The following is a 26,153-nucleotide window of genomic DNA, read 5'->3' on the forward strand; positions in this document are numbered from 1 at the left end:
AGCTTCCTTGGGGCAGAAGTGACCCTGCAGAGCTTCCAGATGACGTTCGGCGAGGAGCACATGACTGAGGGCACTGTGAAAACCGAGGTTACGTAGCTCGTTTTACAGACCCAAACGTGGGGCTATGGTTCCGACTTCTCGTTTCCTCGCTTAACCTCATCCTTATTCTCATTCTTTTGCCCCAGTTCCTCCCAAGGAATCAGGAACGCAGCGGCCATTACTAGGAGAACAACCAAGAACACGGGGACTGCGCCTACAAGATTCTTCTCGGACAGAAAAGGTTCGCCGCTAACATTTGAATGCCTAAGTGCTGACCCAAGGAAAATCAGCAAAGAAACCAGAACCCCAGATATCAATATCGCAACCTTCTTGGCCATGTTACATCCCACATCTCATGACGCATGAGCCGAATTGATACGTCATAAGCACCGTTGAACCCACATTTACGACCGGAGTTACTCGGGCTGCAGCCTTGACTGCAAACTTGTCAGCTTTGACCGACATGCATGCATCAGCAATATCAGAAATAAACTGCTTTGCTCCCAATTCTGCGCCCTTGAATGCGGAGTATTGCCCTGCATTCTTCGCGACCGATTCAAAGCTAGTACCCACTACCGCATCCGCCCCGCAAGCGAGTGTGCACCCTCCCATTCGCAAGCTTACGTTCCCAAGATCTCTAAACGAGTTTGCCCATCCTTGTAGTGCGTCACGACCCATTGCACCACTAAGAGATCCGTTCTCTGGGTTGTTCCCCATCTGGCCTTCAACCCATTCATTAGTCGATTGCAAACCCAGCGGATCAACCCAACGGATCGGATTTCCACCCACATAGGCATAGATGTCGGGCTTCGCTACGCCCATTCCCTATTCGCGCAACTTGCTACTTTCTCCGCATATACCACACCAGCAAGAAGATTACCCCGAATCCCGCGCCAACCCAATACGGCCAACTCTGGGTGAAGGCCTCGACGGAGAAGAAACTAATCCCGTTTCGATTCGCTGTTCGGTACATTCTGTTAGCCACGAGCATAAGTATTGCTACTGCAATACAAGCTACTCCTATTAGACTCACTGGCGGCTTCATGTTCATTTAGTTCAAACAACCTGCTGCGCACCAACCTGACTTAGCAGAATCGGAGAAGGTTCCGAGAATACCTACTCCGCCGACTAATTTGCTCGCGCACTTCTCGCCGGCTTCCCTCAATCCATGTTCTAGTCCCTTCATCGCAGCTTCCGTGTGCACATTCATCACGACCTCCGTCGCATTCCTGCCGATGAACTCACCAAGAACACATTTCAAAACGCATGCGCCGAACTGCCCGCCGCGCCTGCCTATGTCAAGCGCCGCACCCCGGTAATCAGCATTCCTAGTTGCGTCGCTGACTGCATGTTGAGCTGCTCCATGATTGATCAAGTGCTGGTGGTCGTAGCCGTACTGAGGGAACGGGCTGCCTTGAAGTCCCAATGGGTCCGTGTTCGAAACTGGATTTCCCTCCACATAGGCATACGTGTTGAGCCCACCTGCCAATCCGATCGGATCAGACTGGAGATAACGTCCCGTGAACGGTTCATAGTCGCGGAAGCCGTTGTGGTACAAGTTCGACTCGGCATCGAAGTACTGACCCGGGAAGCGGATGTTCAGGCTGCCGACGCCGCCCAGGTCGTTCTGTCCAGTGGTGCTATCGAAGGCGTAGTTGTTCGCCCGCCAGACCCTGGCCTTGCTCTGGTTAGTCACGTGCTCGGGCCGCCCCAGATGGTCGTTGTGGACATAGTGCTTGGCGCTGCCATCGGCAAAGCCCAGCAACTCGCCACCCAGCCAGATGTAGTGGCGCCAGTAATGGGCACCGCCGGAGGTAATCCCACCCCTTTCCGCCATCAGCTTGCCGCCCGGGCCATAGACATAGAAGGCATTCTTCGGCGAGCCCTGCGTCTTGTAGACCCGCTGGCCGAGAGCATTGACCCAGTAGATCGTCCTGACCCCGTTGGAGTCGGTCACGGTGTTCAACCGGTTGAACGGATCGTACGTGTAAGTCTGGATATTGCTCCCTTGCCGGGTCATGTTGCCGTTGGCGTCGTAGTACAGCGTCCGGGTGAGCCCCCCCGACAAGCTCAGCAATCGATTGCTGGCCGTATCGGTCGCATGGCTGGTAAGGCTTCCGTCGCGGATCTGTTCCAGCCGATTGCCATTGGCATCCCAAGTGAACGATTGCTTGGCGTAACTGTATCCGCCGTCTGAACCCAGCAGCCGGTCCAGCGGGTCGTAGGTATAGTTCTGGGTCAAGTTGCTGTTGGTACCGACCGTCATGCGAGTGATGCGATCATTCATGTCGTACAGGTAGTCCAGGCTCTGCACGTTGGTGGAACCGTTTTTGGTGTAGATGCCGGTCAACCGTCCATCAATGTCATAGGCGCGGGTATGGGCAAGGCCGTTGCCGTAATTCAGCCCTGCCATCGGCCCGAACGGCCGATAATCGATGTTGTTGGCTATCGTGTGGGTGGCGCCGTTGATCGTCGCGGTGACCGCCCTGACCCGACCGTAGCGATAGCCATACCCCACGGCGACATTGTTGGGATAGCTGATGCCGGTCAGCCGCCCCATGTTGTCGTAGGCATAACTCTGGTCGAAGCCGGCGTTGCCGATCTTCTGCTGCCGGGTTACGGGTAGGCCTTCCGGCGTGTAGGTGTAATCGATCTGCCCGTAGGGATCGACGACCTGGCACAGCCGGCCCTTGCCGTTGCTGCAGCTGTCGTAGGCGAAGCTCTGGGTCTGGCCACCTGCCTGGACGGAGATCGCCCGGCCCATGCTGTCGTAGCCGTAGGTGGTGACGGTGCCGTCGGCCCGGGTCATCCTGGTCCGGCGGCCGTACGAATCGTACTCGAAGGTGGTGGTGCCGGTATCGCGGCTAGCCTGCGCCCACAGCTGGCCGAAGCCATCATGGACGTAGGTGGTGGGCTTGCCGCGCGGATCGGTGACTTTGGTCAGGCGGCCGGCCGCGTCGTATTCAAACTTGGTGTACTTGGCCATCGCATCCTTGATCTGGACCAGACGATCGAGCGCGTCGTAGGTGTAGGTCGTGGTATGCCCGAGCGCGTCCTTGACGGTCCTGACGTTGCCATTGCCGTCGTAGGTGTAGGTGACGCTCTGGCCGTTGTTGCCGCGTTGCCGGCGTACGCGGCCGAGTTCATCGTAGTCGGTGTAGGTGCGGTACAGCAGGGTGCTGACCGTCCCGGCCGGCGTGGCGTCCGGACCGTCATCGCTGGCGATCTCCTGCCTATCTCCGGGCAGGAACACCGGATCGTCGCAGACGCCCGTGACCGGATTCGGCTCGCACGGCGGCGGCGGTGGCGGCGCCGGGTTCGCCACCGAGACCGCCACATTGGGCGAGCTCGATCCGAACCAGCTCGAGCCCTTGAGCATGCGCCACTGGAAGTTGTAGCTGCCGGTCGTGGACGGCGCCGTCACGCTGAAATTGAAGGTCGCGGTGCCGCCCGGCGCCACGTTGCCGGGCAATCCCGCCCGGTTGCGTCCCCATGTGCTGTTGTTGGCCGGGTTCTGCGACCCCAGCTGGTAGCCGCCGGAGGTGCTCCAGGTGGTGTCGCCGGTATTCTTCATGCGCACCGTGACCGAGTAGCTCTGCCCGCGCGTCATCGGATTGGGCACGGCCTGGCTCACGAACTGCGCGTTGTCGACGGGTACCCAGGTATCGCGATAGACCTCGGTGCGGGTGACATTGCCCATGGCGTCATAGGCGTATCGAATCGCGGCATAGTCGTCGCCGCCCTCGGGCTCGCGAATCGACGTCAGGCGCCGGTTCGCCGCATAGGCGTATTCGCGGTAGTGCCCATCCGGCGTGGTGACACGGGCCAACAATCCCGCGGCGTCGTACGCATAGGAAGTATCCGCGGCAGTCCCATTGGGATAAGTCCGGACCCGGGTGACCCGCCCACGCCCATCGTAGGTGTACTCGGTCACGTCACCGTTCGGGCCGGTCACCTTGCCGGGCAGGCCGAGTCCGTTGTAGTTCTGGTAAGTAGTCTGGTGGCCGAAGCCATTGCGGACGCTGGTGGGTAATCCTGTGGTTCCGAATGCGTGGACGACAGAATCTCCGGCGCCGGGCAGCGGGCCGTCGATCGTTACCGTGGCCAGTATGCCGTTGGCGTGGGTCGTATAGGCGTAGGTGGTCTTGCGCGTCTGGCTGGCGATGCCGTTCTGGCTCAAGTTCTTGGTGGTCACCGATACCAGCCGCTGATTGCTGTCGTAGGCATAGGTGGTTTCGTACTGGCCAGCGAGCGTTTCACGCGTGATGCGGTTGTGGGTAGGGTCCCAGGCATAGGTCGTGAGGCGCTCGGCCGCGGTGCCCGCCGCCTCCCGCTTTTCCAACAGCTGCCCCTTGGCGTTGTACTTGAATTGGGCCTGGTTGCCGTTGTGGTCCTCGCTGGCCAGCGGATAGCCGTTGCTGTCGTAGACGTTGAGCTTGGTGGTGGTCAGTGGACAATGCGTCGATGGATGCCCGAGGACCGACGCGAGCTTGCCGTTTTCAAACTCGTAGGTGGTCTGCTTGCCCAGCGGATTGGTTTCCACGACCCGACGGATGCTGCCGGCCGAGGCGGTCGAAGCGCTGGCATTGGTGACAGGATCGCCTGCGCCTCCAGCTACGATCATCGACCCTGGCCCGCCAATACTCCTGGGTTCCGTGCAAAGGCCGGTGGCGGGATCGCACTCGGCTCCGGGTGGGGGTGGCGGGGGCGGAGGTGACGGAGGCGTGCCGCCTTCGACTTCGTAGCTGAAGGTGTACTTGTCCACGCCGCCGGCATGCTCGCTGCTGATGGCGCGACCCGCGGAATCGTAGGCGAAGGTCGAATAACGGACATCGTTGAATGATTTGCCTGTCAACGCGCCGGGAAAGCGGCTGTCTTCGTAATGATAGGTAATCTTCGTTGCGGGCGACCCGGGAAGGGTGGTGGTGGCTAGCCTGTGCCGGCTGGCACCCAGTGCATGAGCGCTGTAGGTGTAGTTGTACGGGTTGCCGGCAGGGTCCGTCACGCGGACCAACTGCCCGTTGGACCAGGTGAACTGAACCTTGCTTCCAGAAGTATGGGTGACGGTCTGCAGGTAATTGCTGCTGTAGCTGAAGGTCCAGCCGACGCCGTGCCGGTTCTTGAGGTCCAGGATGTAGCCGTAGCTATTGTAGCGCTCGACCAAGTAGTCTGCCGTATGGTGCGTGTAGACCTCGCCGGCCAATGTGATATAGGCGACCGACGCCGCCTTGTCCTCGTTCCATCGGTTCTGCCCCGGCACGCGCACGAACTTGATTCGCCGACCGTCGGGCCGCTGCGCCCACAGGAGGTCCTGTCCTCCTGTCGTCTGTCGCGTGAGCGTGTAATCGAAGCTGCTCAGCCAGTGCTTGCCGAACAGGCCTTTGCCTGTCCAGTAGTGGTTGTAGATCCGCGTCAGATGCAGACCCATTTCATCGGAAGCCGTGAAATCGCTCTCCGGCTCCACCTTGTTTCCGGTGGAGTAGATGATCGGATTCCCGCTGGAATTCTCGCAATCGACGTGCGCATCCTTGTTTTCCGCCGTCGGCTGCTCCTTAGCTCCGGGATTACGGATTGACCCTCCGCCCCCGATGTCACCCCACCATAGGTTTCCATCTCCACCGGGAGGAACACCAAAAAGACCGTCGACTTCGTATTGCCACCAGCAGTCTATGGCCCTGCTCATGGCTTCGCCGCGAGCGCCGGCAGTACCAGTTTGGCATACGTATCGCTGAGCCTCTGCATCGAGCGGGTACGCTCCGAGTAGAAGCGCCGCGACCAGCAGTAGACCGCTGATCGATGTTCTGCTCATCCCAGAATTAGAACTGGAAAGCCAAGATATGAACGCGGCACTCTTACCTATCCGCGACTCTGCTGATGCAACGTTAATTCGCGAGCCGATGGATTCTTCCCTTGCAAACGGCGTGCTCTGAGCCATGATCCTTCCCCCTGGCAGTTCATGGCGGCATCGCCTGCGCAACCGTCCATGTCAAGCCGACTATCGGCGGACCAGAATTCGAAAGTCAAGTGTTTATTTGCGCTCTTGACGACGTGAGGCCCTGAAAGAAAAAGCCCCGCCGGAGCGGGGCTCTTTGATCGCATAACGCGCTGGATCAGAACCGGTACTGCGCCGAGACGCCGAACAGGTTGGCGCCGCCGTCGTAGCTGCCGGTCAGGCGCGAGCCGCTGCTGGAGACGATATCGACCTCCGGGTCGTCGGCCATCTGGATGCGGGTGTAGGCCGCGCTGAGCTCGAACTGGTCCGAGGCCGCCCAGGTCAGGCCGATCGCGTACCAGTTGCGGTCCTGGTCGGGCATGCGCGGGGTGCGGTGCTGGAAGGCGATCGGCGATTCGTCGCGACCGATGCCGCCACGCAGGGTGAAGCGGTCGTTGATCGCGTACTCGGCACCGATCGTATAGAACCAGCTGTCGTGCCAGTTGTAGTCCTCGACCGAGTCCGGCTGCGCCGGGTTCTCGAACTGGATGCGCACTTCCTCCATCGAGCTCCAGCCGGTCAGCGCGGCCTCGGCCATCAGCGAAAGCTGGTCGGTCGCCTGCCAGGTGCCGCTGAAGGTGTGGGTGCTCGGCAGCACCAGGCGCGCGCCGCCACCGGTGTCGACGAACTGGCCGGTGCCGGCGAGGATCGGAGTGACGTTCGACGGCACGGTGAAGTCGGCGCTGCCGCTGATCTCGTGCTTGATCTCGGAGCGGTAGGCATAGCCCAGCGACACGCGGTCGGTCGGGCGGAAGTTCAGGCCGCCGATCCAGCCGAGGTTGGTGTCGTCGCCCTCGATCGAGACGAAGCCGTCGTTCTTCTGCGGCCCGTACGGACCGTTGACCGGGTCGGGCTGGAAGCACAGCGGCTGGGTGGCCGGGTTGGCGCACAGCGAGCTGCCGAAGTCGATGGCGTTGGACAGGGTGACGTCGGCACGCTCGATCACGGCGCCGAAACCGACCGAGAAACGGTCGGTGATGTCGACGGCGGCCGAGAGCGTCAGGTCGACGATGCGCACGTCCGACTCGACCGCGTGATAGCGGCCGACCCAGTCGGTGTCGTACTCGGTCTTCAGCCCGAACGGCGCGCTGACCATGGCGCCCAGCGTCAGATACTCGAAACGATCGCTGAGCGGCAGGATGAAGGACATCGCCGGCACCGGGGTCACGCCGCCGGCATCGCCGCCGTCGCCACCGGTCAGCGGCTGCTGCAGCGGGCTGCCGGCGGCCGCGCTGCCGCCACCGTTGAACTCGAACGACAGGTCGATCGCGGTGACGTCGCCCTGCACGGTCTTCTGCTCGAAGGTCGACATCAGCGCCGGGTTGTTGACGACCACGGACGCGTCGCCCTTGGCGGAAGCGGAACCGGCCATGGCGCGGCCCTGGGCCTTGACGCTGTTTTCCCGAAGTTCGAACGCGGAGGCATGGACCTGGCCAGCGACGGCCAGCACGCCGGCGACGCCGAGCGTCAGGGCGGAAATCTTGAGGATGCGGGGATGGGTATACATTGCTCGGTAGTCTCCGATGACTTTTTATGGTTTGTCGCGCCGCAACGTGCGTGGGCCTGTCCCGGCCCTACGTCCTGCATCGGAAGCCCTCCCGACCGCGGCGCCGGGCGCACTATACCGTACCCGGGCGTGTGGTCGCGGGACGTGCGGCACGGATCGCCGCCGGCCATGCTGAACCGGTATCGTTGCCGATTCGCGCGCCCCGGACCCGGCCGGTATGTTCGTATCCATTCCCACCCGCACGCAGCCCGGCTTCCGCTGGGCGACGCCGACGCTGTGCGCGCTGCTGTGGCTGGCCTACTTCTGGGCCAGCATGCGGCCGGACAGCGTGCAGCACGACCTGCTGCTGGAATGGGGTGCGCTGAGCGGCGGCCTGGCGCCGACCGACCTGTGGCGTTCCTGGTCGGAGGCCGAGCGCTGGATCCGATTGCTGAGCGCGCTGTTCCTGCATGCCGACTGGGCGCACCTGGTCGGCAACCTGGTGTTCCTGCTGATCTTCGGGCTGCCGGCGGAGCGGGTGATGGGGCCGTGGCGGTTCCTGACGCTGTTCCTGCTCGGCGGCGCGTTCGCCAATTTCATCGCCGCGCTGGCGATCGGCGCGCCGGACCGGCTGATCATCGGCGCCAGCGGCGCGGTGTCGGCGATCATCGGCGCCTACCTGGCGCTGTTCCCGCGCGCGCGGCTGGGTGTGGTGCTGCCGCTGGGGCTGTTCCTGGAATTCGTGCGCGCGCCGGCATCGCTGCTGATCGGCATCTGGGCGCTGCTGCAGGTGGTGTTCGCCTATATCGGCCCGGCTTTCGGCACGGTGGCATGGGCGGCGCACGCCGGCGGCTTCGTGTTCGGCGCGACGTTCGCGCTGGCCTCGCGCGGGGCGATCGCGCGGCGCCTGCGCAAGCGGCAGGGCTATTGAGGAGCCGTGATTGGTGATTAGTGATTAGTGATTGGAAAAAGCGGCCGGCCGGGACCGGACCGCTGCCGCCGACCCGCTCTTGCGAATCACCAATCACTAATCACCAATCACGGGAATATAATCGGGGCATGGCCAAGCCGCTCTACAAGATCAGCTTTCTCAGCCACGGCAAGATCTACGAGCTGTATGCGCGCAGCGTGCAGAGCGGCAGCCTGTGGGGGTTCACCGAGGTCGCGGACCTGGTGTTCGACGTGCACGACGGCGTGGTGGTGGACCCGACCGAGGAGCGGCTGCGCGACGAGTTCGGCGCGACCCGGGTGCTGCATCTGCCGATGCAGAGCATCCTGCGCATCGAGGAAGTCGAGAAGAAGGGCCAGTCGGCGATCCGCGACGCCGGCTCCGGCGAGAAGGTCGTCACGCCGTTCCCTCTACCCGCCAAGCCACGCTGACCCGCCCCACCAGGACCAGACCGCCATGTCGATTCGCCGCACCATGTTCGCAATCGCCCTGGCCGTCCTGCCGCTAGCCGGCTGCGAGCGCGGCCGAACGCCCGCCACCGACGCCGAAGCACCGCCCGCGCCGGCGGCGGTGGCTGGCGGCGCCAACGGCTTCGAGGTCGTCGTTACCCTGTCCGAAACCGCCGCCCGCACCTTGGCCACCACCGGCGAAAGCGTGATCGTGGCGGCCGACTACTTCGGCTATCCCACCGTCGCCGCCCAGCAGCGCGGATTGCCGGGCACCGAGAATCCATGGTTGACGCTGCATCGGCAGCAGGTCGAACTGGAAGGCGCCGGCACCGCCGAGTTCCCGCCGGTGGCGCTGGATCCGGCGCAGCTCGAGCTGGTCGAACGCGGCCGTCCGCAGCTGCTGATCAACGTCTATTCCGGACGCCGCTCCTCCGAGGACAACCTGCTCGACTGCGGCATGTTCCAGGATGCGCTGTCGCTGGCGGTACGCAACGGTGTCGCGATCGAGTGCAAGCTGATCGCCGAGTGAGCCCGGCCGCGCTGCCGCGTCATGCAACCGCGGCCGTAAACCCGTAGGAGCGCGCCATGCGCGCGATGCCGCGGGAGTTGAAATTGCAAGACGAGGCGATTCCCGCCCTTTGTGAGTCATGCGTCCTGGCGAAATGCCTGTAGCCGATCCCCGCGGCATCGCGCGCATGGCGCGCTCCTACGAAGCCACGGCGCGGAGCACCTACGGGGTCGAGGCGGCGGCGACCGGCGGCGGAGCCGGCAGCGGCTTCTTCAGTTCCGCCAGCGCGGCCTCGATCGGGCCGTCGCCGTCGAGCACGTCGCCGGCGTTGTCGCCGGGCAGGCCTTCCTCGTCGCCGCGCAGATGCCTGGGCAGCGCCGCCTCGGAATAGTCGCGGGCGATCCCGGCAGGGCGGCTCTCCGGTTCCAGCACCACGTCCGGATCGATGCCGCGCGCCTGGATCGAGCGCCCGCTGGGAGTGTAGTAGCGCGCCGTGGTCAGCTTCACCGAGTCGCCGTTGTCCAGCGGCAGCAGGGTCTGCACCGAGCCCTTGCCGAAGGTGCGGCTGCCGACGATGCGCGCGCGGCCATTGTCGCGCAGCGCGCCGGCCAGCACCTCGGAGGCGCTGGCCGAACCGGCATCGACGATCACCACCACCGGCGCACCGTCGAGCACATCACCCGGCGTGGCCGAGAATTCGGCATCGCTGATGCTGATGCGGCCGCGGGTGCTGACGATGACGCCTTCGTCGAGCAAGTCGTCGGCGATCTGCACCGCCGAGGTCAGCAGGCCACCGGGATTGGTGCGCAGGTCCAGCACCAGGCCGCGCAACGGCCCTTTTTCCTGCAGCTCGCGCAGGGTGCGCTGGAAGTCGGCGGCGGTGTCGACCTGGAACGCGCTGATGCGGATGTAGCCGTAGCCGGGCTCCAGCAGCCTTCCGCGCACGCTGGCCACGCGGATGGTCTCGCGCTCGACCGGGATCTCCAGCGGCTCGGGCGTGCCTTCGCGCAGCACGGTCAGCAGCACCGAGGTACCGGGTTCGCCGCGCAGGGGGCCGATGCCCTCGTGGCTGGACGGGGTGAACGTCTCCCCGTCGGCGGCGATGATGGTGTCGCCGCTGCGGAGGCCGGCGCGCGCGGCCGGGGTGTCGTCGATCGGCGCCACCACGCGCAGGCTGCCCTCGGGCAGCTGCATCACCTCCACGCCGATGCCGCTGTAGGCGCCGGTGGTGCTCTCGTCGAAGGCCTCGGCGTCGTCGCGATCGAGATAGGCGCTGTGCGGATCGAGATCCAGCAGCAGGCCGCGGATCGCCGACTGCATCAGTTTGCGGTCCTCGACCGGGTCGACATAGGCCTCCTTGACCGCGTTGTAGACCGCGACATAGCGCCGGATCTCCTGCAACGGCACCCGCAACGAGGCGTTTTCGACGGCATCGGGGTCGGTGCCCGGCGCGACCGCGCGCGCCTGCTCGCGCTCGTCGGGCGGTGCAGCCGCCGGCGCCGGGTCCTGGGCATCCGGTGACGGTTCCGCTGCCTCATCCTCGCCTTCCGGGACATCCGGTGACGGCTCCGCATCTTCGCCTTCCTCGGCGGACGGCGGCGACACGGCTGGCTCCGGGTCCTGTGCGGCGGGTGGCGGTGTCGCAGTCTCGGACGCGTCGTCGGATGCCGGTGGCGCCGGCAACGCCTGCGGTGGTGGCGCCGGCGCCACGTCACCGGCGCGCTCCTGCGCATGCAGGGGCGCCAGCCACAGGGCGGCGGCGGCGAACAACAACAGGCAACGACGCATGAAACGACTCCGGGGGATGCGAGAGACTCAGACCGCAGGGTGCGACGCGGGTTCAGCCGATTATGCCTCCCGCCCCGGAAGAGGCGGGTAAACGGATGGAAACGGAATGCCGCTCGCGATCCGGCAGCGGTCGCCCGGTACGGCTGCCGATACCCGATGCCGGTTCAGCGTTTCTGCAGCCAGGTCGCGGGGTCGATCGGTTTGCCGTCGCGGCGCAGCTCGAAATACAGCGCCGGCTGCCCCTGGCCCCCGGAGTTGCCAACGCTGGCGACGGCATCGCCGCGGCCGACGCGGTCGCCGACCTCGCGCAACAAGGCGTCGTTGTGCGCATACAGGCTCATGTGGCCATTGCCGTGGTCGACGATCACGATCAGGCCATACCCGGTCATCCACTCGGCGAACACCACGGTGCCGTCGGCGACCGCCTGCACCGCGGTTCCGGCCGGCGCCGCGATCAGCACGCCGGAGCTGGCGCGGCCGTCCGGCATGCGGCCGCCGAATCCGGCCAGCAGGTTGCCGGACAGCGGCCAGCCGAGGCCGCCGACCCGGATCGGTGCGCCGCGCGCGACCTGCGCCGGCGCCCGACGGGTGTCATCACCATCGCGGCGCGCGCGGGCGGCCGCGGCACGCTCGGCGGCCGCCGCCCGCGCCGCGGCCTCGCGCAGCTGCGCCAGCACGCGCTCGAGTCCCTTGGCGTCGCGTCCCAGCGCCCGCTCGCGCTCACGACGATCGGCATGGCGCCGCTCGAGTTGCGCGACGGTGTCGGCGCGCTCGCCGCGCTCGCGCTCGAGCCCGGCCAGCTGTTCGCGCTGGCGCTCCCTGGCCGCGGCCAACGCCGCGGTGCGTTCGTCGATCTCGCGCTCCACGGTGTCCAGTTCGGTCAGTTCGCCGCGCAGGGTGCCGATGCGTTCGGCGCGCTGGCGCTGCAGATAGCGGTGATAGGTCAGCGCGCGGTTGGCGTCGCCGACGCGATCCTGCGCCAGAAGCAGCTTGAGCGCGGCGTGATCGCCGAGGGTGTGGGCCGCGCGCAGCAGCCCGGCCAGTTCCTCGCGCTGGGCGCCGAGGCGCTGCTGCAGTTCGTCGCGGCGCGCACCGAGTTCGGCCAGTGCCAGTTCCTCGCGTTCGAGCAGGGCCTCGGTCTCGCGCAGCGCGCGGGTGGCGGCCGCGACCCGCTCATCCGCGGCGCGCAGCTGGCGCGTCGCCATGCCGCGCTGGCCTTCGAGCTTGCGGCGCTCGCTGGCGACGCCTTCCAGTTCACGCTTGACCTGCTGCAGCCGGCGTTCGGCCTCGCGCTGCTGCGCAACCACCGGCGCCGCCGCCAGGGCCAGGGCCACGGCGAGCACCACATGACGCAGGATCGTCATCGGAATCAGCGCGGCGGCAACAGCGACCGGCCGGTCATCTCCTGCGGCTGCTCCAGTCCGAGCAGATCCAGGATGGTCGGTGCCAGATCGCGCAGTGCGCCGTCACCGCGCAGGCCGCCGTCGCGATCGCCGACGTAGATCAGGTCCACCGGGCCGACCGTGTGCGAGGTGTGCGGCTGCCCGGTTTCCGGGTCGCGCATCATCTCGACGTTGCCGTGGTCGGCGGTCACCAGCACTTCGCCGCCCTTCGCGCGCGCCGCCTCCACCACTTCGCCCAGCGCCTGGTCGACCGTCTCGACGGCGCGGATCGCGGCCTGCAGGTCGCCGGTATGGCCGACCATATCGGGATTGGCGAAGTTGCAGATCACCACGTCGAACCGGTCCGAGCCGATCGCCTCGACCAGCCGCGACGTCACCTCGGGGCAGCTCATCTCCGGCTGCAGGTCGTAGGTGGCGATCTTCGGGCTCGGCACCAGGATGCGTTCCTCGCCGGCGTACGGTTCCTCGCGCCCGCCGCTGAAGAAGAAGGTCACGTGGGCGTACTTCTCGGTCTCGGCGATGCGCAGCTGGGTCAGGCCGTGCGCGGCCAGTACCTCGCCCAGGGTGTTGGGCAGGTGGTCGGGCGCGAAGGCGACCGGTGCCGGCAACGTGGCGTCATATTCGGTCAGGCAGACGAAGCGCGCGAGCCGCGGCCGGCGCGTGTCGAAGCCATCGAACTCCGGCGCGACGAACGCGGCGCTGAGCTGGCGCGCGCGATCGGCGCGGAAATTCATGAACACCACGGCGTCGCCGTCGGCGATGCCTTCGGCGCCGTCGATGACCGTCGGCAGCACGAACTCGTCGTTCTCGTCGCGTGCGTAGGCGGCCTGCAGCGCGGCCATTGCATCCGGTGCGCGCTTGCCCTGGGCCTCGACGATCGCGTCCCAGGCCTTGCGCACCCGTTCCCAGCGCTTGTCGCGGTCCATGGCGTAGTAACGGCCGCCGACGCTGGCGATGCGGACGTTGCCGAGCGCCTCGCACTTGGCCTGCAGCGCGCCCAGGCTCTCGGCGGCCGAGCGCGGCGGCGTGTCGCGGCCGTCGAGGAAGGCATGCACCGCGACCTTCGGCACCCCGCGCTGCGCCGCCAGCTCGAGCATGGCGAAGATGTGGGACTCGTGGCTGTGCACGCCACCGGGCGAGAGCAGGCCGAGCAGGTGCAGCGTGCCGCCCCCGGAAACGGCCGCATCGCAGGCGGCGACCAGTTCGGCGTTGTCGAAGAAGCTGCGGTCCTCGATCGCGGCATCGATCCGGGTCAGCTCCTGGTAGACGATGCGCCCGGCGCCGAGATTCATGTGCCCGACCTCGGAATTGCCCATCTGCCCGTCCGGCAGGCCGACGAAACGGCCCTCGGTGTGGATCAGGGTGTGCGGATGCGCCTGGTACAGGCGGCGCCAGTTGGGGATTTCGGCCAGCGCCAGGGCGTTGTCGCGCGGATCTTCGCGATGGCCCCAGCCATCGAGGATCAGCAGGATGACCGGTTTCGGACGTTTGACGGCTGCGGACACGACGATGGACCCCGTGACTTCGGACAGATGCGATTGTAGCGAAGCCGGCGCATGCTGACGGTCAAGCGGAAACCGCGCGCCCGGCGCCGGTATCCTTGAGTCCACGCCGCAACACGAGAGACGCATCATGGCCCGTCGCCCCGCCCGCCTCACCCTCGCGCTCCTGCTCGCCCTGACCGCCGCCCCGGCGCTCGCGGAGGGCGAGAACATCAGCAAGGTCAACGGCAGCGTGACCGCCGAGGCCGGCCGCGAGTACGGCGACCTGAGCACGGTCAACGGCGGCATTCGTATCGGCGACGGCGTCCGCGCCGAGGACGTGGAGACGGTCAACGGCTCCATCCGTATCGGCGACCGCACCGAGGTGCGCGGCGTGGAGACGGTCAACGGCAGCATCACCCTCGGCCATGGCGTCACCGCGCGCAGCCTCAGCACTGTCAGCGGCAATCTGCGCAGCGGACGCGACGGCCGTATCGGCGGCAGCGCGGAAACGGTCAATGGCAGCATTTTCCTCGATCGCGGCACCACCGTCGCCGGCAGCGTCAGCACCGTCAGCGGCGGCATCGGTCTGGTCGACACCGATCTCGAGGGCGGCATCGAGACCGTCAGCGGCGACGTCACCGTCGGCGTCGGCTCGCACGTGCGCGGCGGCCTGCGGATCCGCAAGCCGAACTCGAGCTGGTTCCTGGTCAACGTCAACAAGCGCAAACCGCGCGTGATCATCGGCCCCGACGCAGTGGTCGAAGGCGAACTGGTATTCGAGCGCGAGGTGACCCTGTACGTGCACGAGAGCGCCCGTACCGGCCGCATCAGCGGCGCGGAGGCGGTGCGCTATTCGGGCGCGCGGGCGCCGCATGACTGAAGGAGCGAGAAGTGAGGAGTGAGAAGTGAGAAACGAGTAAAGGCAAGAATGCCGGCCGCTTTCTCTCGTTTCTCACTCCTCGTTTCTCACTCCTAGCTCCTCGCTCTCGGCTAGAATCGCGGATTCCCGTCACGGAGATTCCGCATGCAACGACCCCTGCTGATCAGCCTGGCTGCCGCGCTGGCGCTGGCCGCCTGCGGTGGCGAACGCCCGGCCGACACCGCCGATGGCGCGCCGCAGGCAGACACCACGCCCGCCGCCGATGCCCACGCGTTTTCTCCTGAGATCAACGAAGCCGATTTCCGCGAGTTGGTGAAGACCCTCGCCTCGGACGAATTCGAGGGCCGCGCACCCGGCTCGCCCGGCGGCGAAAAGACCGTCGAGTACATCCGTGCCCAGTACGAGCGCCTCGGCCTGCAGCCGGGCGGCGAGGACGGCGGCTGGTACCAGACGGTGCCGATGGTCGAGACCACCGCCGACGAATCCACGGTGCTGCGCCTGGACAGCAACGGCGAGGCGCGCGAACTGCAGTTCGGCAGCGACCTGGTGATCGGCACCCGCACCGGCGAGACGCAGGTGAATATCGCCGACAGCGAACTGGTGTTCGTCGGCTACGGCGTCGATGCGCCGGAGCAGGACTGGAACGACTACGCCGGGGTCGACGTCACCGGCAAGACCGTGGTCATCCTGGTCAACGATCCCGGCTTCCACGCCGGCGACGACAACCTGTTCGAAGGCAACCGGATGACCTACTACGGGCGCTGGACCTACAAGTACGAAGAGGCCGCGCGCAAGGGCGCCGCCGCCGCCCTGATCATCCACGACACCGAGGGCGCCTCCTACGGCTGGGACGTGGTACGCAACTCCTGGTCGGGGGCGCAGTTCGACCTGCGCGCAGCGGACGATCCGGAGCCGCGCCTGCCGGCACAGGGCTGGATCACCAGCGAGGTCGCGCGGCAGCTGTTCGCCGACTCCGGTCTCGACCTGGACGAGATGTACCGCGCCGCCAACCGCCGCGGCTTCGAGGCGGTGCCGCTCGAGGCGACGCTGTCGGTCGACCTGAAGAGCACCGTGACCGAGAAGTCCTCGCGCAACGTGATCGGCGTGCTGCCCGGCAGCGAGCGCCCGGACGAAACGGTGATCTACATGGGCCACTGGGACCACCTGGGCGTGCACGAGCGCGACGACGGCACGCGCGAGATCTACAACGGCGCGGTCGACAACGCCACCGGCATCGCCGGCATCATCGAGATCGCCGGCCGCTTCGCTGGCGAGACGCCGGCGCCGAAGCGCTCGCTGGCGTTCCTGGCGGTGACGCTGGAAGAGTCCGGCCTGCTCGGCTCGAAGTACTACGTGGCGCACCCGACCTTCCCGATGGAGAAGACGGTCGCGGTGATCAACCTCGACGCCATGAGCGTGGCCGGCCCGTCGCGCGACTTCGTCGTCACCGGCAAGGGCAACTCCGAGCTTGAGGACATCCTCGAGACCTTCGCCGACGAGCAGCAGCGCGTGCTGGTGGAGGAAGGCAACCCGGCCGGCGGCTATTACTTCCGTTCCGACCATTTCAACTTCGCCAAGGCCGGCGTGCCGGCGCTGTACGCCAAGGGCGGCAACGACCTGGTCGAAGGCGGCACCGCCGCCGGAAAAGCGGCGACCGAGGATTACGCCTCGCGCTACCACCAGCCCGGCGACGTCTACCGCGAGGAGTGGAATCTGGCCGGCGTGATCCAGGACCTGGACGCCCTGTATGGCGTCGGCCGCATGCTGGCCGACGACGTCGACCGCTGGCCGAACTGGTACGAGGGCAACCCGTTCAAGGCCGCGCGCGACCGGATGATGGGGGAGCGAGAAACGAGTCGAGAGGAGTGAGGAATGAGTGAAAGCGGCCGCGTCGGTTGCCTTTGCTCGTTCTCATCGTCTTTCTCCGCTCGTTCCCCAACTGCAGAAACGGCGCCCACGGGCGCCTTTTTTTCGTGTCCGGAAATCGCGGAAGGGAAGCGGTGCGAGAAAACGAGTCGGGGCGGCTCGCTCTTCTCTCGTTTCTCACTCCTTTTTCCTCGTTTCTCGCTCCATATGCCAGCGCTCCCAGAACGACAGCGCCACCAGCACGAACAGCGCCAGCGCGGTGGTCATCAGCGCCAGCAGGTAATAGTCCAGTCCCGCCGCCACGCCGATCGCCGCCACCATGAGCAGCGAGGCGGCGGTGGTGATGCCGGCGATCGTTTCGCCGCCGCGGCGGCTCTGGCTGAAGATCGTGCCGGCGCCGATGAACGCCACGCCGGCGATCACCGCCTCGACCAGGCGGAACGGATCGACCTGCAGGATCTCCGCCGCCTGCCCGGCGGCGCGCTCGACCACCGACAGCTGGCCGATGCCGATCAGCAGCGCCGCCGCGCCGGCGACGAGCATGTGGGTGCGGAAGCCCGCCGGCCGCCGCTTGAGTTCGCGTTCGTAGCCGATCAGGCCGCCGAGCAGCATGGCGTAGGCCATGCTGACAACGACGCCGAACTGCCCGGTGAAATCGTCCATGGCGCGCAGCTTCGCGCCGCTGCCGTCATGACGTGGTGATCAGGCGTACCCGAGCGAAATTGCGCTTGCCGACCGCCAGCACGCCTTCGAACCCAGGTGCGAACACCTGCTGCGCGTCCTCGACCACCGTACCGTCCACCTTCACCGCACGCTCCCTGAGCTTGCGATTGGCCTCGGAATTGCTGGGCGTGAGCCCGGCGGCGGTCAGCAGGGCGGCCACGCGCAGGCCCTCGGCCGGCACCGCCACTTCCTGCAACGGCAGCAGCGCGGTGTCGCCCTGTCCGCGCACGGCGGCGTCCCAGCCGGCGATCGCGGTCGCGGCGGCGGCGGCATCGTGGAAACGCGCCGCCAGCTCCCGCGCCAGGCGCTGCTTGACGTCGCGCGGATTGAGCTGGCCGGCTTCGACCTCCTGCCGCAGGCGCCGCGCTTCAACCGCGCCGATCTCGAAGCTGAGCAGCTCGATCCACTTCCACATCAACGCATCGCCGATCTTCATCGTCTTGTTGACGATGTCGATCGCCGGCTCGTCGATGCCGATGTAGTTGCCGAGCGACTTGGACATCTTCTGCACGCCGTCCAGGCCTTCCAGCAGCGGCATCGTCAGCACCACCTGCGGCTTCTGGCCATGCACTTCCTGCAGGCCGCGGCCCATCAGCAGGTTGAACTTCTGGTCGGTACCGCCGAGCTCGACATCGGCCTCGAGCGCCACCGAGTCATAACCTTGGACCAGCGGATACAGGAACTCGTGGATCGCGATCGGCTGCTGGCCGGCATAGCGCTTGGCGAAGTCGTCACGTTCGAGCATGCGCGCGACGGTGTGCTGCGCCGCCAGCCGGATCATGTCGGCGGCATCCATCTTCCCGAACCATTCGGAATTGAAGCGCACCTCGGTGCGTTCGCGGTCGAGCACCTTGAACACCTGGGCGGCGTAGGTCTCGGCGTTGGCCAGCACGTCCTCGCGGGTGAGCGGCTTGCGGGTGACGTTCTTGCCGCTGGGGTCGCCGATCATGCCGGTGAAGTCGCCGATCAGGAAGATCACCGTGTGGCCGAGGTCCTGGAACTGCCGCATCTTGTTCAGCAGCACGGTATGGCCCAGGTGCAGGTCGGGGGCGGTGGGATCGAAGCCAGCCTTGATGCGCAGCGGCCGCGCCTGGTCCAGGCGCGCGCGCAGCTCCTCGGCCTTGAGGATCTCGTCGGCGCCGCGGGCGATCAGGTCGAAGGCGGTCTGCGCGGAGGCGGCAGGGGCATCTGGCACGGCGGAAGTCTCGCGGGTCATGGGCGGGCGCACCTGAATGCGACACAGTTCCTAAAAATGGGTTAAGTGGATGTTAACCGGAGCGCCGATGAAAATTACGAGGCGGCTCAAGCATTTGACGCATGCAGCTCACGTCTTTATGTTACCTCGCTGACGCCCTCTTCACGCCACCCTCCGGAAACGCACATGACGCCACCCGCCGCGGATGCCGACCGCAATCGTCTTGTCCGTCTTTCCAACCTGCAGGCCGTCGCCCAGCGCGCGGCGCAACTTTCGCAGCAGGTCCCGGCGTTCATCGAACGCAATGGCTTCCATGGTCGCTGGACGCGTCGGCATTGGGCGCACGCCAGCCTGTTCGCCACCCTCGGCGCGTTGGTGGTCACACTGGTGCCGGGTTTCTCCAGCGCGATGCAGACCACGCCCGCCAACGGGCAGGCGCTGACCACGATGGCACTGCCGCTGCCGCCGCTGCCGGCCCGGAAGGCCAAGCATGCGGAAGCGGCGCAATGGGAACTGGTCACGGTGCAATCCGGGCAGACGCTCGGCGCGATCTTCGCCGAACTCGACATTCCCGCCACCACCCTGCACCGGATCCTTGAGCACCCTGCCGCGAAGGACGCGCTGGCGCGGATCCGTCCCGGCACCGAGCTCGGCTTCGATTTGCAGGGCAACGGCGCACTGCGGGGCTTCCGCTTCGATCGCGGCGACACCGAACGCGTGCAGCTGAGCCTGCGCGGCGACAGGATCGACGAGCAGGTGATCGAACGCCCGGTCGAAAAGCACACGACCGTGGTCACCGGCGAAATCAGCAATTCGCTGTACGGCTCGGCACGCCAGGCCGGGCTGTCGCCGAAGGTCATCCATACCCTGACCGACGGCATCTTCCAGTACGACATCGACTTCTCGCGCGAGATCCAGCCCGGCGACCGCTACAGCGTGGTGATCGAGGAGCTGTGGCGCGAGGGCGAGAAGATCGGCAACGGCGACGTGCTGGCGGCGACCTTCACCACCGGCGGCAAGACCTATTCCGGCTTCCGCTTCGAGCGCGACGGCAAGGCCGAGTACTTCACCGCCGATGGCCGCCCGCTGAAGAAGAGCTTCCTGCGCATGCCGATCGAGTTCGCGCGGCTGAGCTCCAGGTTCGGCAACCGTCGGCATCCGGTGCTGGGCACGATGCGCATGCACAAGGGCGTCGACTACGCCGCCGGCAGCGGCACCCCGATCAAGGCCGCGGGCGACGCACGCGTGCAGTTCAAGGGCACGCAGCGCGGCTACGGCAACGTCGTCATCCTCGACCACGGCCGCGGCTACACCACCCTGTACGCGCACATGTCGCGCTTCGCCAACATCCGTCAGGGACAGCGCGTGCCGCAGGGCCAGGTGATCGGCTACGTCGGCGCCACCGGCCTGGCCACGGGCCCGCACCTGCACTACGAATTCCGCGTCAACGGCGCCCACCGCAATCAGCTGTCGCAGACGATGCCGCCGCCGGAGCCGCTGAAGGGCGCGGCGCTGGCGCAGTTCAAGGCGCAGGCGGCGCCGGCGCTGGCGCGCATCCAGCAGGTCGAGACCCTGCGCTATGCCGAACGTTCGCCCGAGCCCGGTCGCGAAGTCGCCGCGGCGCGCAAGCCGGGCGACAAGCGCGGCTGACACGACGCGTCCGGCCCGTCGCGATCTAACCGCACGGCGGCGGTGATCGCCGCAGTCCGCCGCGGCACACGCCGTCGGCCTTGGCGCCCGACCGCATACTTTCGCGTCCGGGTCCGCGGCGCTGAAGAAGAGGCCCCATGTCGACCAACCCCGCTTCGTCCCTGTACCTGGGCCTGATTTCCGGCACCAGTGCGGACGGCATCGACGCCGCGCTGGTCGACTTCGACGACGCCCGGCCGCAGCCGCGGCTGCTCTTCGGCCGCACCTATCCGTGGGAGCCGGCGCTGCGCGCGCACCTGGTCGAACTGGGCCAGGGCGATGCGCGGCTCGGCCTCGACGATTTCGGCGAACTCGACGTGCGCATCGGCCACGCATTCGCCACCGCCGCGCTACAGGCGCTTGCCGACAGCGGCACGCCCGCCGCCGCCGTCGCCGCAATCGGCTCGCACGGGCAGACGCTGCGGCATCGGCCGCACGGGCGCGTGGGCGACGGCGGTTTTCCGTTCACCCTGCAACTCGGCGACCCGTCGACCCTGGCCGAGCGCGCCGGCGTGAGCGTCGTCGCCGATTTCCGCCGCCGCGACGTCGCAGCGGGCGGCCACGGCGCACCGCTGCTGCCGGCGCTGCATGCGGCGCTGCTGGCCTCCGCCGGGGAGTCGCGCGCGGTGCTCAACCTCGGTGGCATCGCCAACCTCACCCTGCTGCCGCGCGACGGCGCGGTGCGCGGCTTCGACACCGGACCGGCCAACGGCCTGATGGACGCCTGGTGTCTGCGCCGGACCGGCGCCGGATTCGACGCCGGCGGCGCGTTCGCGGCCTCGGGGCGTGTCGACCAGGCGCTGCTGGCGCGGTTACTGGACGAGCCCTGGTTCGCGCTGCCGCCGCCGAAGTCGACCGGCCGCGACCAGTTTCATCTCGGCTGGCTGGAATCACGCGTGATGGGCGCCGAGGCGGCGGCCGACGTGCAGGCGACCCTGCTCGCGCTCAGCGTCCGCACCATCGTCGATGCGCTGCGGGCCGCCCAGCCCGAGACCGCGCGCGTGATCGCCTGCGGCGGCGGTGTCCACAATCCGGTGCTGATGGCGGCGCTGTCGGCGGCGTTGCCCGGGTGCGTCGTGGAATCGAGCGCGGTGCACGGCCTCGATCCTGATTTCGTCGAAGCGATGGGCTTCGCCTGGCTGGCGCGGCAGACGCTGCTGGGGCGGCCCGGCAACCTGCCCGGCGTCACCGGCGCGGCGGGTCCGCGGGTGCTCGGCGGCATCTATCCGGCGTGAGCGCGGTGGCGACTGCGCCGCAGACGATGAGCGGTCCGGGATCGCCAGGGGTTGCATCGGGGCTCGTGTGTCACGCGGCATCGCGCCCATGGGGCGCTCCTACGAAAGCGGCACCTGGGCGCCTGCCGATACAATCGGCTGATGTCCCGGATTCCACAGGCTGCATCACAGGCGAAGATCCCGCACGTCGTCATCGTCGGCGGCGGCTTCGCCGGCCTGTGGGCGGCGCGCGGATTGGCGCGCGCCGCGGTCCGGATCACGCTGATCGACCGCGGCAATCATCACCTGTTCCAGCCGCTGCTGTACCAGGTCGCGACGGCCGGGCTGTCGGCGCCCGACATCGCCGCGCCGCTGCGGCATATCCTGCGCAGGCAGCGCAACGTCGAAGTGCGCATGGCCACGGTCACGGCCGTCGAGCCGGCGGACAAGCGCCTCCGCCTCGCCAGTGGCGAGACGCTCGGTTTCGACTATCTGCTGCTGGCGACCGGCGCCACCCACGCCTATTTCGGCAATGACGCCTGGGCCGCGCACGCACCGGGACTGAAGACGCTGGACGATGCGCTGTCGCTGCGCCGGCGCCTGCTGACGGCATTCGAGCGGGCCGAAGCCGAGGCCGACCCCGGGCAGCGCGCGGCGTGGCTGGATTTCGCCATCGTCGGCGGCGGCCCGACCGGCGTCGAACTCGCCGGCACCCTGGCGGAGATCGCCCGGCACACCCTGCGCGACGAGTTCCGCCACATCGAACCGGCCACGGCGCGGGTGCGGCTGATCGAAGCCGGGCCGCGGGTGCTGCCTTCGTTCCCCGAACGGCTGTCGGAACGCGCGCGGCGACAACTCGAGCGCCTGGGGGTCGAAGTACTCACCCATGCGCCGGTGACCCGCATCGACGCCGCGGGCTGCCACCTCGGCGAGCGCCTGGTGCCGGCGCGCACCGTGGTCTGGGCCGCCGGCGTCGCCGCCTCGCCGCTGGCACGCACGCTCGGCGTTCCGCTCGATCGCGCCGGACGCGTGCCGGTGCAACCCGACCTGAGCGTCGCCGCATACCCCGACATCTTCGTCGCGGGCGACCTGGCAACGGTGGCGCGGGAGGACGGGCGGCCGGTCCCCGGCGTGGCGCCGGCGGCGAAGCAGATGGGGCGGCAGGTCGCGTCGACGATTCGCGCTCGTCTGGATGGCCGTCGCGGCAAGCCGTTCCGCTATCGCGACTTCGGCAATCTCGCCACCATCGGCCGCGGGGCCGCGGTGGTCGACTTCGGCCGTCTGAAGTTCTCCGGTGCGCCCGCCTGGTGGTTCTGGCTGGTCGCGCACGTGTTCTTCCTGATCGGCTTCCGCAACCGCCTGACCGTCCTGCTCAACTGGACCTGGGCCTATTGGACGTGGCAGCGCGGGGCGCGGATCATCCTCGGCGGCAACGACGACGAGCGATCGCACGCACCGGATTCCGGGAACGGCATTGATCGCGACCCGGCATCGGAGGCGCCGGCTCGATCCGCGCCGGCCGGATCGTCATCCGCACGATAGCCCGCGTCCGCGCACAAGCCATGTCCGTTTCGCTAGGATGACGCCATCGCACGGCGGCAGGCGCCGGACAAGCGATGCTCCCGAAACCGCCGCCGGCGTCGCGTCCGGCCTGACAGGACCGCACCCGGCATGATCGACGTCTCGCTGCACCAGGTTCTCGTCGCGCTGGCGGTGACCACCGCCGCCGGCCTGGCGACCGGCCTGGGCGGCCTGCTGGTGTTCACCACCAAGACACCGAACGCCCGCATGCTGGCGTTCGGGCTGGCCTTCGCCGGCGGCGCGATGGTCTACGTCTCGCTGTCGGAGATCCTCAACAAGTCGATCGCCTCCTTCACCAGCGTCTACGGCGACGCGCAGGGCTTCTCCTACGGCACGCTGGCGTTCCTGTCGGGAGTGATGCTGATCGTGCTGATCGACCGCCTGGTGCCCAACCCGCACGAACGCCTCGAGGCGGATGATCCGTTCTTTCGCGAGCACAACCGCGAGTACATCCGCCGCGTCGGCCTGCTGACCGCGTTCGCGATCACCGCGCACAATTTTCCCGAGGGCCTGGCGACGTTCTTCGCCACCCTGGAGGACCCGAGCGTCGGCCTGCCGCTGGCGTTCGCCATCGCCATCCACAATATTCCCGAGGGCATCGCGATCGCGGTGCCGGTGTACTACGCCACCGAGAACAAGCGTTACGCCTTCGTCGCCTGCCTGCTGTCGGGGCTGGCCGAACCGGTCGGCGCGATCCTGGGCTACGCCGTGCTGGCGCCGTTCCTGTCCGAAGGCATGTTCGGCGCGCTGTTCGGGATCATCGCCGGGGTCATGGTGTTCCTGGCGCTGGACGAGCTGCTGCCGGCGGCCAAGCGCTACGCCAAGGGCCACGAGACCGTCTACGGCCTGGTCACCGGCATGGCCGCGCTGGCGATCAGCCTGATGCTGTTCAAGTGGTGAGCGAAAGCGCCCAGCGAGGAGCCGCGACTTCGTTCTGACATCGGTCGCGACTTCATGGCGGGGACATGCCACCGCCGGAGAGGCGCGACTTCTGCCTGCGGCTTTGCTCGCCGCTGTGCGGCTCGCCCCGTAGCCAGTACCGGGCAGGCTCTTGCCGACTTCGCCGCTCACTCGCCCCTCGCTTCGTTTCGTCGCCCGCACACGAAAACGGCCCGGTGGATGCCGGGCCGTTTCGTCGTTGTGGCGAGAAGTCGCGATCAGGCCGCGAACAGCGCCTTCATCTTCTTCAGCGCGTTGGCCTCGACCTGGCGGATGCGCTCGGCCGAGACGCCGTATTCGTCGGCCAGCTCCTGCAGCGTCACCTTGTCCTCGTCGGCCAGCCAGCGCCGCTGGATGATGTCGCGCGAGCGGTCGTCGAGCTCGGCCAGCCCTTCGCGCAGCAGCGCTAGCTGGCTGTCCTCGCTGTCCTCGCGCTCGTAGGCCTGGGCGGGATCCTCTTCCTGCGCCATCAGGTAACCCGACGGTGCCGGCGGCGCGTGGTCGTCGTCCTCGTTGGTGGGCGCGTCGAAGCCGATGTCGCGGCCCGACAGCCGCGACTCCATCTCCATCACCTCGCGCTCGGAGACGTTGAGGTCGGCGGCGACCGCGCGCACTTCCGCGGCGTTCAGCCAGCCCAGGCGCTTCTTGCTCTTGCGCAGGTTGAAGAACAGCTTGCGCTGCGCCTTGGTGGTCGCGACCTTGACGATGCGCCAGTTCTTGAGGATGTACTCGTGCATCTCGGCACGGATCCAGTGCACCGCGAACGACACCAGGCGCACGCCGACGCTCGGATCGAAACGCTTCACCGCCTTCATCAGGCCGATGTTGCCTTCCTGGATCAGATCGCCGAGCGGCAGACCATAGCCATTGTAGCCGCGGGCGACGTGGACCACGAAGCGCAGGTGGGAGTGCACCAGCTCGCGCGCGGCGTCCAGGTCCTCCTGCTCGCGATAGCGGCGTGCGAGGGCTTGCTCGTCCTCGACGGACAGCACGGGAATCTGGTGTACCGCACCGATGTAGGCATCCAGCGATCCGAGCGCACTCGGGACCGGCAGGTTGTTGGCGACCAAGGCGGTGGTGGAGGTCATCTGGGTCATGGCGGCCATTTTAGCAGTGTCCACATCTGACTGCTAAGCACAGTAGGAGTTCCCAGTGTTCCCTCACTGGAACGAATTTGCCTGCAAGTCGTTGATTTTCAGTTCAACTTCCGCTTTTGGCGGCAGCGACCAGTCGATCGGGGTCTGCCCCTGGCGCGCCAGGTACTGGTTGGTCGCCGAGAAATGCCCACAGCCGAGGAAACCACGATGCGCCGACAGCGGTGAAGGATGGGTGGTCCTGAGCACCCGGTGCCGGCGCGGATCGATCACCTTGCCCTTGGCCTGGGCGTAGCTGCCCCAGAGCAGGAACACCAGGCCTTCGCGCTCGCGGTTCAGGGTCTCGACCACGTGGTCGGTGAACCCTTCCCAGCCCTTGCCCTGGTGTGCGCCGGCGCGGCCCTGCTCGACCGTGAGCACGGCGTTGAGCAGCAACACCCCCTGCTGCGCCCACGGCAGCAGGCAGCCGTGGTCGGGGCGGGCGATGCCGAGATCGCGCTGGATCTCCTTGAACATGTTGTCCAGCGACGGCGGCACCGGCACGCCCGGTTGGACCGAGAAGCACAGCCCATGCGCCTGGCCTGGGCCGTGATACGGATCCTGGCCGAGGATCACCACCTTGACCGCATCGAACGGCGTGGCCTCGAAGGCGCCGAAGATCCGCGGCCCCGGCGGGAAGATCCGCGCCCCGGCGCCCTTGCGCTCGCGCAGGAATGCCGACAGCGCCTGCATCTCTGGACGCAGCAGGTAGTCGCCGATGTGCGCTTTCCAGGAGGGCTCGAGCTTGATGTGTTCGGTATCGGGCATGGAGAGTGGAATCGGGAATCGGGAATCGGGAATCGGGAATCGGGAATCGGGAATCGGGAATCGGGAA

Annotated in this window: 19 protein-coding genes; 9 read left to right on the forward strand and 10 right to left on the reverse strand. The window is 67.1% G+C overall.

Annotated elements, in window-relative coordinates:
* Window positions 1-122: 122 nt before the first annotated feature.
* The 3 genes from FXO19_RS17545 to FXO19_RS17555 form a co-directional block, all read right to left on the reverse strand.
* Window positions 123-377 (reverse strand): hypothetical protein, encoded by a 255-nt coding sequence (locus FXO19_RS17545; protein ID WP_149196412.1) that lies wholly within the window; start codon window positions 375-377, stop codon window positions 123-125.
* Between the two features lie 713 nt (window positions 378-1,090).
* The gene (locus tag FXO19_RS17550) at window positions 1,091-5,722 is read right to left on the reverse strand and encodes an RHS repeat-associated core domain-containing protein (protein WP_187775837.1); all 4,632 of its coding nucleotides are present in this window, start codon (window positions 5,720-5,722) and stop codon (window positions 1,091-1,093) included.
* A gap of 427 nt (window positions 5,723-6,149) precedes the next feature.
* The gene (locus tag FXO19_RS17555; RefSeq protein ID WP_149196414.1) at window positions 6,150-7,538 is read right to left on the reverse strand and encodes an OmpP1/FadL family transporter; all 1,389 of its coding nucleotides are present in this window, start codon (window positions 7,536-7,538) and stop codon (window positions 6,150-6,152) included.
* Between the two features lie 217 nt (window positions 7,539-7,755).
* On the opposite strand from FXO19_RS17555, the gene FXO19_RS17560 reads away from it, so the two are divergent.
* The 3 genes from FXO19_RS17560 (at window position 7,756) to FXO19_RS17570 (ending at window position 9,444) form a co-directional block, all read left to right on the forward strand.
* On the forward strand, window positions 7,756-8,448 hold the full coding sequence (locus tag FXO19_RS17560) for a rhomboid family intramembrane serine protease (protein WP_149196415.1): 693 nt from the start codon (window positions 7,756-7,758) through the stop codon (window positions 8,446-8,448).
* A gap of 128 nt (window positions 8,449-8,576) precedes the next feature.
* The gene (locus tag FXO19_RS17565) at window positions 8,577-8,897 is read left to right on the forward strand and encodes a DUF1820 family protein (RefSeq protein ID WP_149196416.1); all 321 of its coding nucleotides are present in this window, start codon (window positions 8,577-8,579) and stop codon (window positions 8,895-8,897) included.
* 25 nt (window positions 8,898-8,922) lie between these two features.
* A complete protein-coding gene (locus FXO19_RS17570; RefSeq protein ID WP_149196417.1) occupies window positions 8,923-9,444 on the forward strand; it encodes a hypothetical protein in 522 nt (173 codons plus the stop codon).
* 201 nt (window positions 9,445-9,645) lie between these two features.
* Here FXO19_RS17570 and FXO19_RS17575 read toward each other — a convergent pair whose 3' ends face one another.
* The 3 genes from FXO19_RS17575 to gpmI all read right to left on the reverse strand — a co-directional run bounded on the left by FXO19_RS17575 (window position 9,646) and on the right by gpmI (window position 14,119).
* Window positions 9,646-11,211, reverse strand: coding sequence for a S41 family peptidase (locus FXO19_RS17575; protein ID WP_149196418.1), 1,566 nt, complete (start codon window positions 11,209-11,211; stop codon window positions 9,646-9,648).
* A 164-nt stretch (window positions 11,212-11,375) separates the two neighbouring features.
* Complete coding sequence (locus FXO19_RS17580) at window positions 11,376-12,575, reverse strand: murein hydrolase activator EnvC family protein (protein ID WP_149196419.1); 1,200 nt, start codon at window positions 12,573-12,575, stop codon at window positions 11,376-11,378.
* Between the two features lie 5 nt (window positions 12,576-12,580).
* On the reverse strand, window positions 12,581-14,119 hold the full coding sequence (gpmI, locus tag FXO19_RS17585) for a 2,3-bisphosphoglycerate-independent phosphoglycerate mutase (protein WP_255516490.1): 1,539 nt from the start codon (window positions 14,117-14,119) through the stop codon (window positions 12,581-12,583).
* A gap of 127 nt (window positions 14,120-14,246) precedes the next feature.
* Between gpmI and FXO19_RS17590 the strand changes: the two genes are divergently transcribed.
* On the forward strand, window positions 14,247-14,978 hold the full coding sequence (locus tag FXO19_RS17590) for a DUF4097 family beta strand repeat-containing protein (RefSeq protein ID WP_149196420.1): 732 nt from the start codon (window positions 14,247-14,249) through the stop codon (window positions 14,976-14,978).
* 144 nt (window positions 14,979-15,122) lie between these two features.
* Window positions 15,123-16,847: a M28 family metallopeptidase gene (locus tag FXO19_RS17595; RefSeq protein WP_149196421.1), complete on the forward strand. Its 1,725-nt coding sequence runs from the start codon at window positions 15,123-15,125 to the stop codon at window positions 16,845-16,847.
* 174 nt (window positions 16,848-17,021) lie between these two features.
* On the opposite strand, the gene FXO19_RS17600 is transcribed toward FXO19_RS17595, so the two are convergent.
* Both FXO19_RS17600 and tyrS read right to left on the reverse strand, forming a co-directional pair.
* Window positions 17,022-17,507, reverse strand: a complete 486-nt coding sequence (locus tag FXO19_RS17600) for an MgtC/SapB family protein (RefSeq protein ID WP_149196422.1) — start codon at window positions 17,505-17,507, stop codon at window positions 17,022-17,024.
* 25 nt (window positions 17,508-17,532) lie between these two features.
* A complete protein-coding gene (gene tyrS / locus FXO19_RS17605) occupies window positions 17,533-18,783 on the reverse strand; it encodes a tyrosine--tRNA ligase (RefSeq protein WP_149196423.1) in 1,251 nt (416 codons plus the stop codon).
* A 165-nt stretch (window positions 18,784-18,948) separates the two neighbouring features.
* Between tyrS and FXO19_RS17610 the strand changes: the two genes are divergently transcribed.
* The 4 genes from FXO19_RS17610 (at window position 18,949) to zupT (ending at window position 24,146) form a co-directional block, all read left to right on the forward strand.
* Complete coding sequence (locus FXO19_RS17610; protein WP_149196424.1) at window positions 18,949-20,412, forward strand: peptidoglycan DD-metalloendopeptidase family protein; 1,464 nt, start codon at window positions 18,949-18,951, stop codon at window positions 20,410-20,412.
* 137 nt (window positions 20,413-20,549) lie between these two features.
* Window positions 20,550-21,686: an anhydro-N-acetylmuramic acid kinase gene (locus tag FXO19_RS17615; protein ID WP_149196425.1), complete on the forward strand. Its 1,137-nt coding sequence runs from the start codon at window positions 20,550-20,552 to the stop codon at window positions 21,684-21,686.
* 141 nt (window positions 21,687-21,827) lie between these two features.
* Window positions 21,828-23,207: an NAD(P)/FAD-dependent oxidoreductase gene (locus tag FXO19_RS17620; protein ID WP_149196426.1), complete on the forward strand. Its 1,380-nt coding sequence runs from the start codon at window positions 21,828-21,830 to the stop codon at window positions 23,205-23,207.
* 129 nt (window positions 23,208-23,336) lie between these two features.
* Window positions 23,337-24,146, forward strand: coding sequence for a zinc transporter ZupT (zupT, locus tag FXO19_RS17625; RefSeq protein WP_149196427.1), 810 nt, complete (start codon window positions 23,337-23,339; stop codon window positions 24,144-24,146).
* A gap of 257 nt (window positions 24,147-24,403) precedes the next feature.
* Here the strand turns inward: zupT and rpoH are convergent, their stop codons facing one another.
* Both rpoH and ung read right to left on the reverse strand, forming a co-directional pair.
* Window positions 24,404-25,282 (reverse strand): RNA polymerase sigma factor RpoH, encoded by an 879-nt coding sequence (rpoH, locus tag FXO19_RS17630; protein WP_149196435.1) that lies wholly within the window; start codon window positions 25,280-25,282, stop codon window positions 24,404-24,406.
* A gap of 63 nt (window positions 25,283-25,345) precedes the next feature.
* Window positions 25,346-26,086 (reverse strand): uracil-DNA glycosylase, encoded by a 741-nt coding sequence (ung, locus tag FXO19_RS17635; RefSeq protein WP_149196428.1) that lies wholly within the window; start codon window positions 26,084-26,086, stop codon window positions 25,346-25,348.
* Between the last annotated feature and the right edge of the window lie 67 nt (window positions 26,087-26,153).

The organism is Luteimonas suaedae, assembly GCF_008312895.1.
In the GTDB taxonomy this organism is placed as follows: Bacteria; Pseudomonadota; Gammaproteobacteria; order Xanthomonadales; family Xanthomonadaceae; genus Luteimonas; species Luteimonas suaedae.

Excerpts from the sequence above, each read along its gene's own strand:
- FXO19_RS17550 (WP_187775837.1), bottom strand. The coding sequence starts at position 5,722 with ATGAGCAGGGCCATAGACTGCTGGTGGCAATACGAAGTCGACGGTCTT.
- FXO19_RS17620 (WP_149196426.1), top strand. The coding sequence starts at position 21,828 with ATGTCCCGGATTCCACAGGCTGCATCACAGGCGAAGATCCCGCACGTC.
- FXO19_RS17600 (WP_149196422.1), bottom strand. The coding sequence starts at position 17,507 with ATGGACGATTTCACCGGGCAGTTCGGCGTCGTTGTCAGCATGGCCTAC.
- FXO19_RS17565 (WP_149196416.1), top strand. The coding sequence starts at position 8,577 with ATGGCCAAGCCGCTCTACAAGATCAGCTTTCTCAGCCACGGCAAGATC.
- FXO19_RS17545 (WP_149196412.1), bottom strand. The coding sequence starts at position 377 with ATGGCCAAGAAGGTTGCGATATTGATATCTGGGGTTCTGGTTTCTTTG.
- FXO19_RS17580 (WP_149196419.1), bottom strand. The coding sequence starts at position 12,575 with ATGACGATCCTGCGTCATGTGGTGCTCGCCGTGGCCCTGGCCCTGGCG.
- ung (WP_149196428.1), bottom strand. The coding sequence starts at position 26,086 with ATGCCCGATACCGAACACATCAAGCTCGAGCCCTCCTGGAAAGCGCAC.
- FXO19_RS17595 (WP_149196421.1), top strand. The coding sequence starts at position 15,123 with ATGCAACGACCCCTGCTGATCAGCCTGGCTGCCGCGCTGGCGCTGGCC.
- FXO19_RS17570 (WP_149196417.1), top strand. The coding sequence starts at position 8,923 with ATGTCGATTCGCCGCACCATGTTCGCAATCGCCCTGGCCGTCCTGCCG.
- FXO19_RS17575 (WP_149196418.1), bottom strand. The coding sequence starts at position 11,211 with ATGCGTCGTTGCCTGTTGTTGTTCGCCGCCGCCGCCCTGTGGCTGGCG.
- zupT (WP_149196427.1), top strand. The coding sequence starts at position 23,337 with ATGATCGACGTCTCGCTGCACCAGGTTCTCGTCGCGCTGGCGGTGACC.
- FXO19_RS17610 (WP_149196424.1), top strand. The coding sequence starts at position 18,949 with ATGACGCCACCCGCCGCGGATGCCGACCGCAATCGTCTTGTCCGTCTT.
- FXO19_RS17555 (WP_149196414.1), bottom strand. The coding sequence starts at position 7,538 with ATGTATACCCATCCCCGCATCCTCAAGATTTCCGCCCTGACGCTCGGC.
- rpoH (WP_149196435.1), bottom strand. The coding sequence starts at position 25,282 with ATGACCCAGATGACCTCCACCACCGCCTTGGTCGCCAACAACCTGCCG.
- FXO19_RS17590 (WP_149196420.1), top strand. The coding sequence starts at position 14,247 with ATGGCCCGTCGCCCCGCCCGCCTCACCCTCGCGCTCCTGCTCGCCCTG.
- FXO19_RS17615 (WP_149196425.1), top strand. The coding sequence starts at position 20,550 with ATGTCGACCAACCCCGCTTCGTCCCTGTACCTGGGCCTGATTTCCGGC.
- FXO19_RS17560 (WP_149196415.1), top strand. The coding sequence starts at position 7,756 with ATGTTCGTATCCATTCCCACCCGCACGCAGCCCGGCTTCCGCTGGGCG.
- tyrS (WP_149196423.1), bottom strand. The coding sequence starts at position 18,783 with ATGACCCGCGAGACTTCCGCCGTGCCAGATGCCCCTGCCGCCTCCGCG.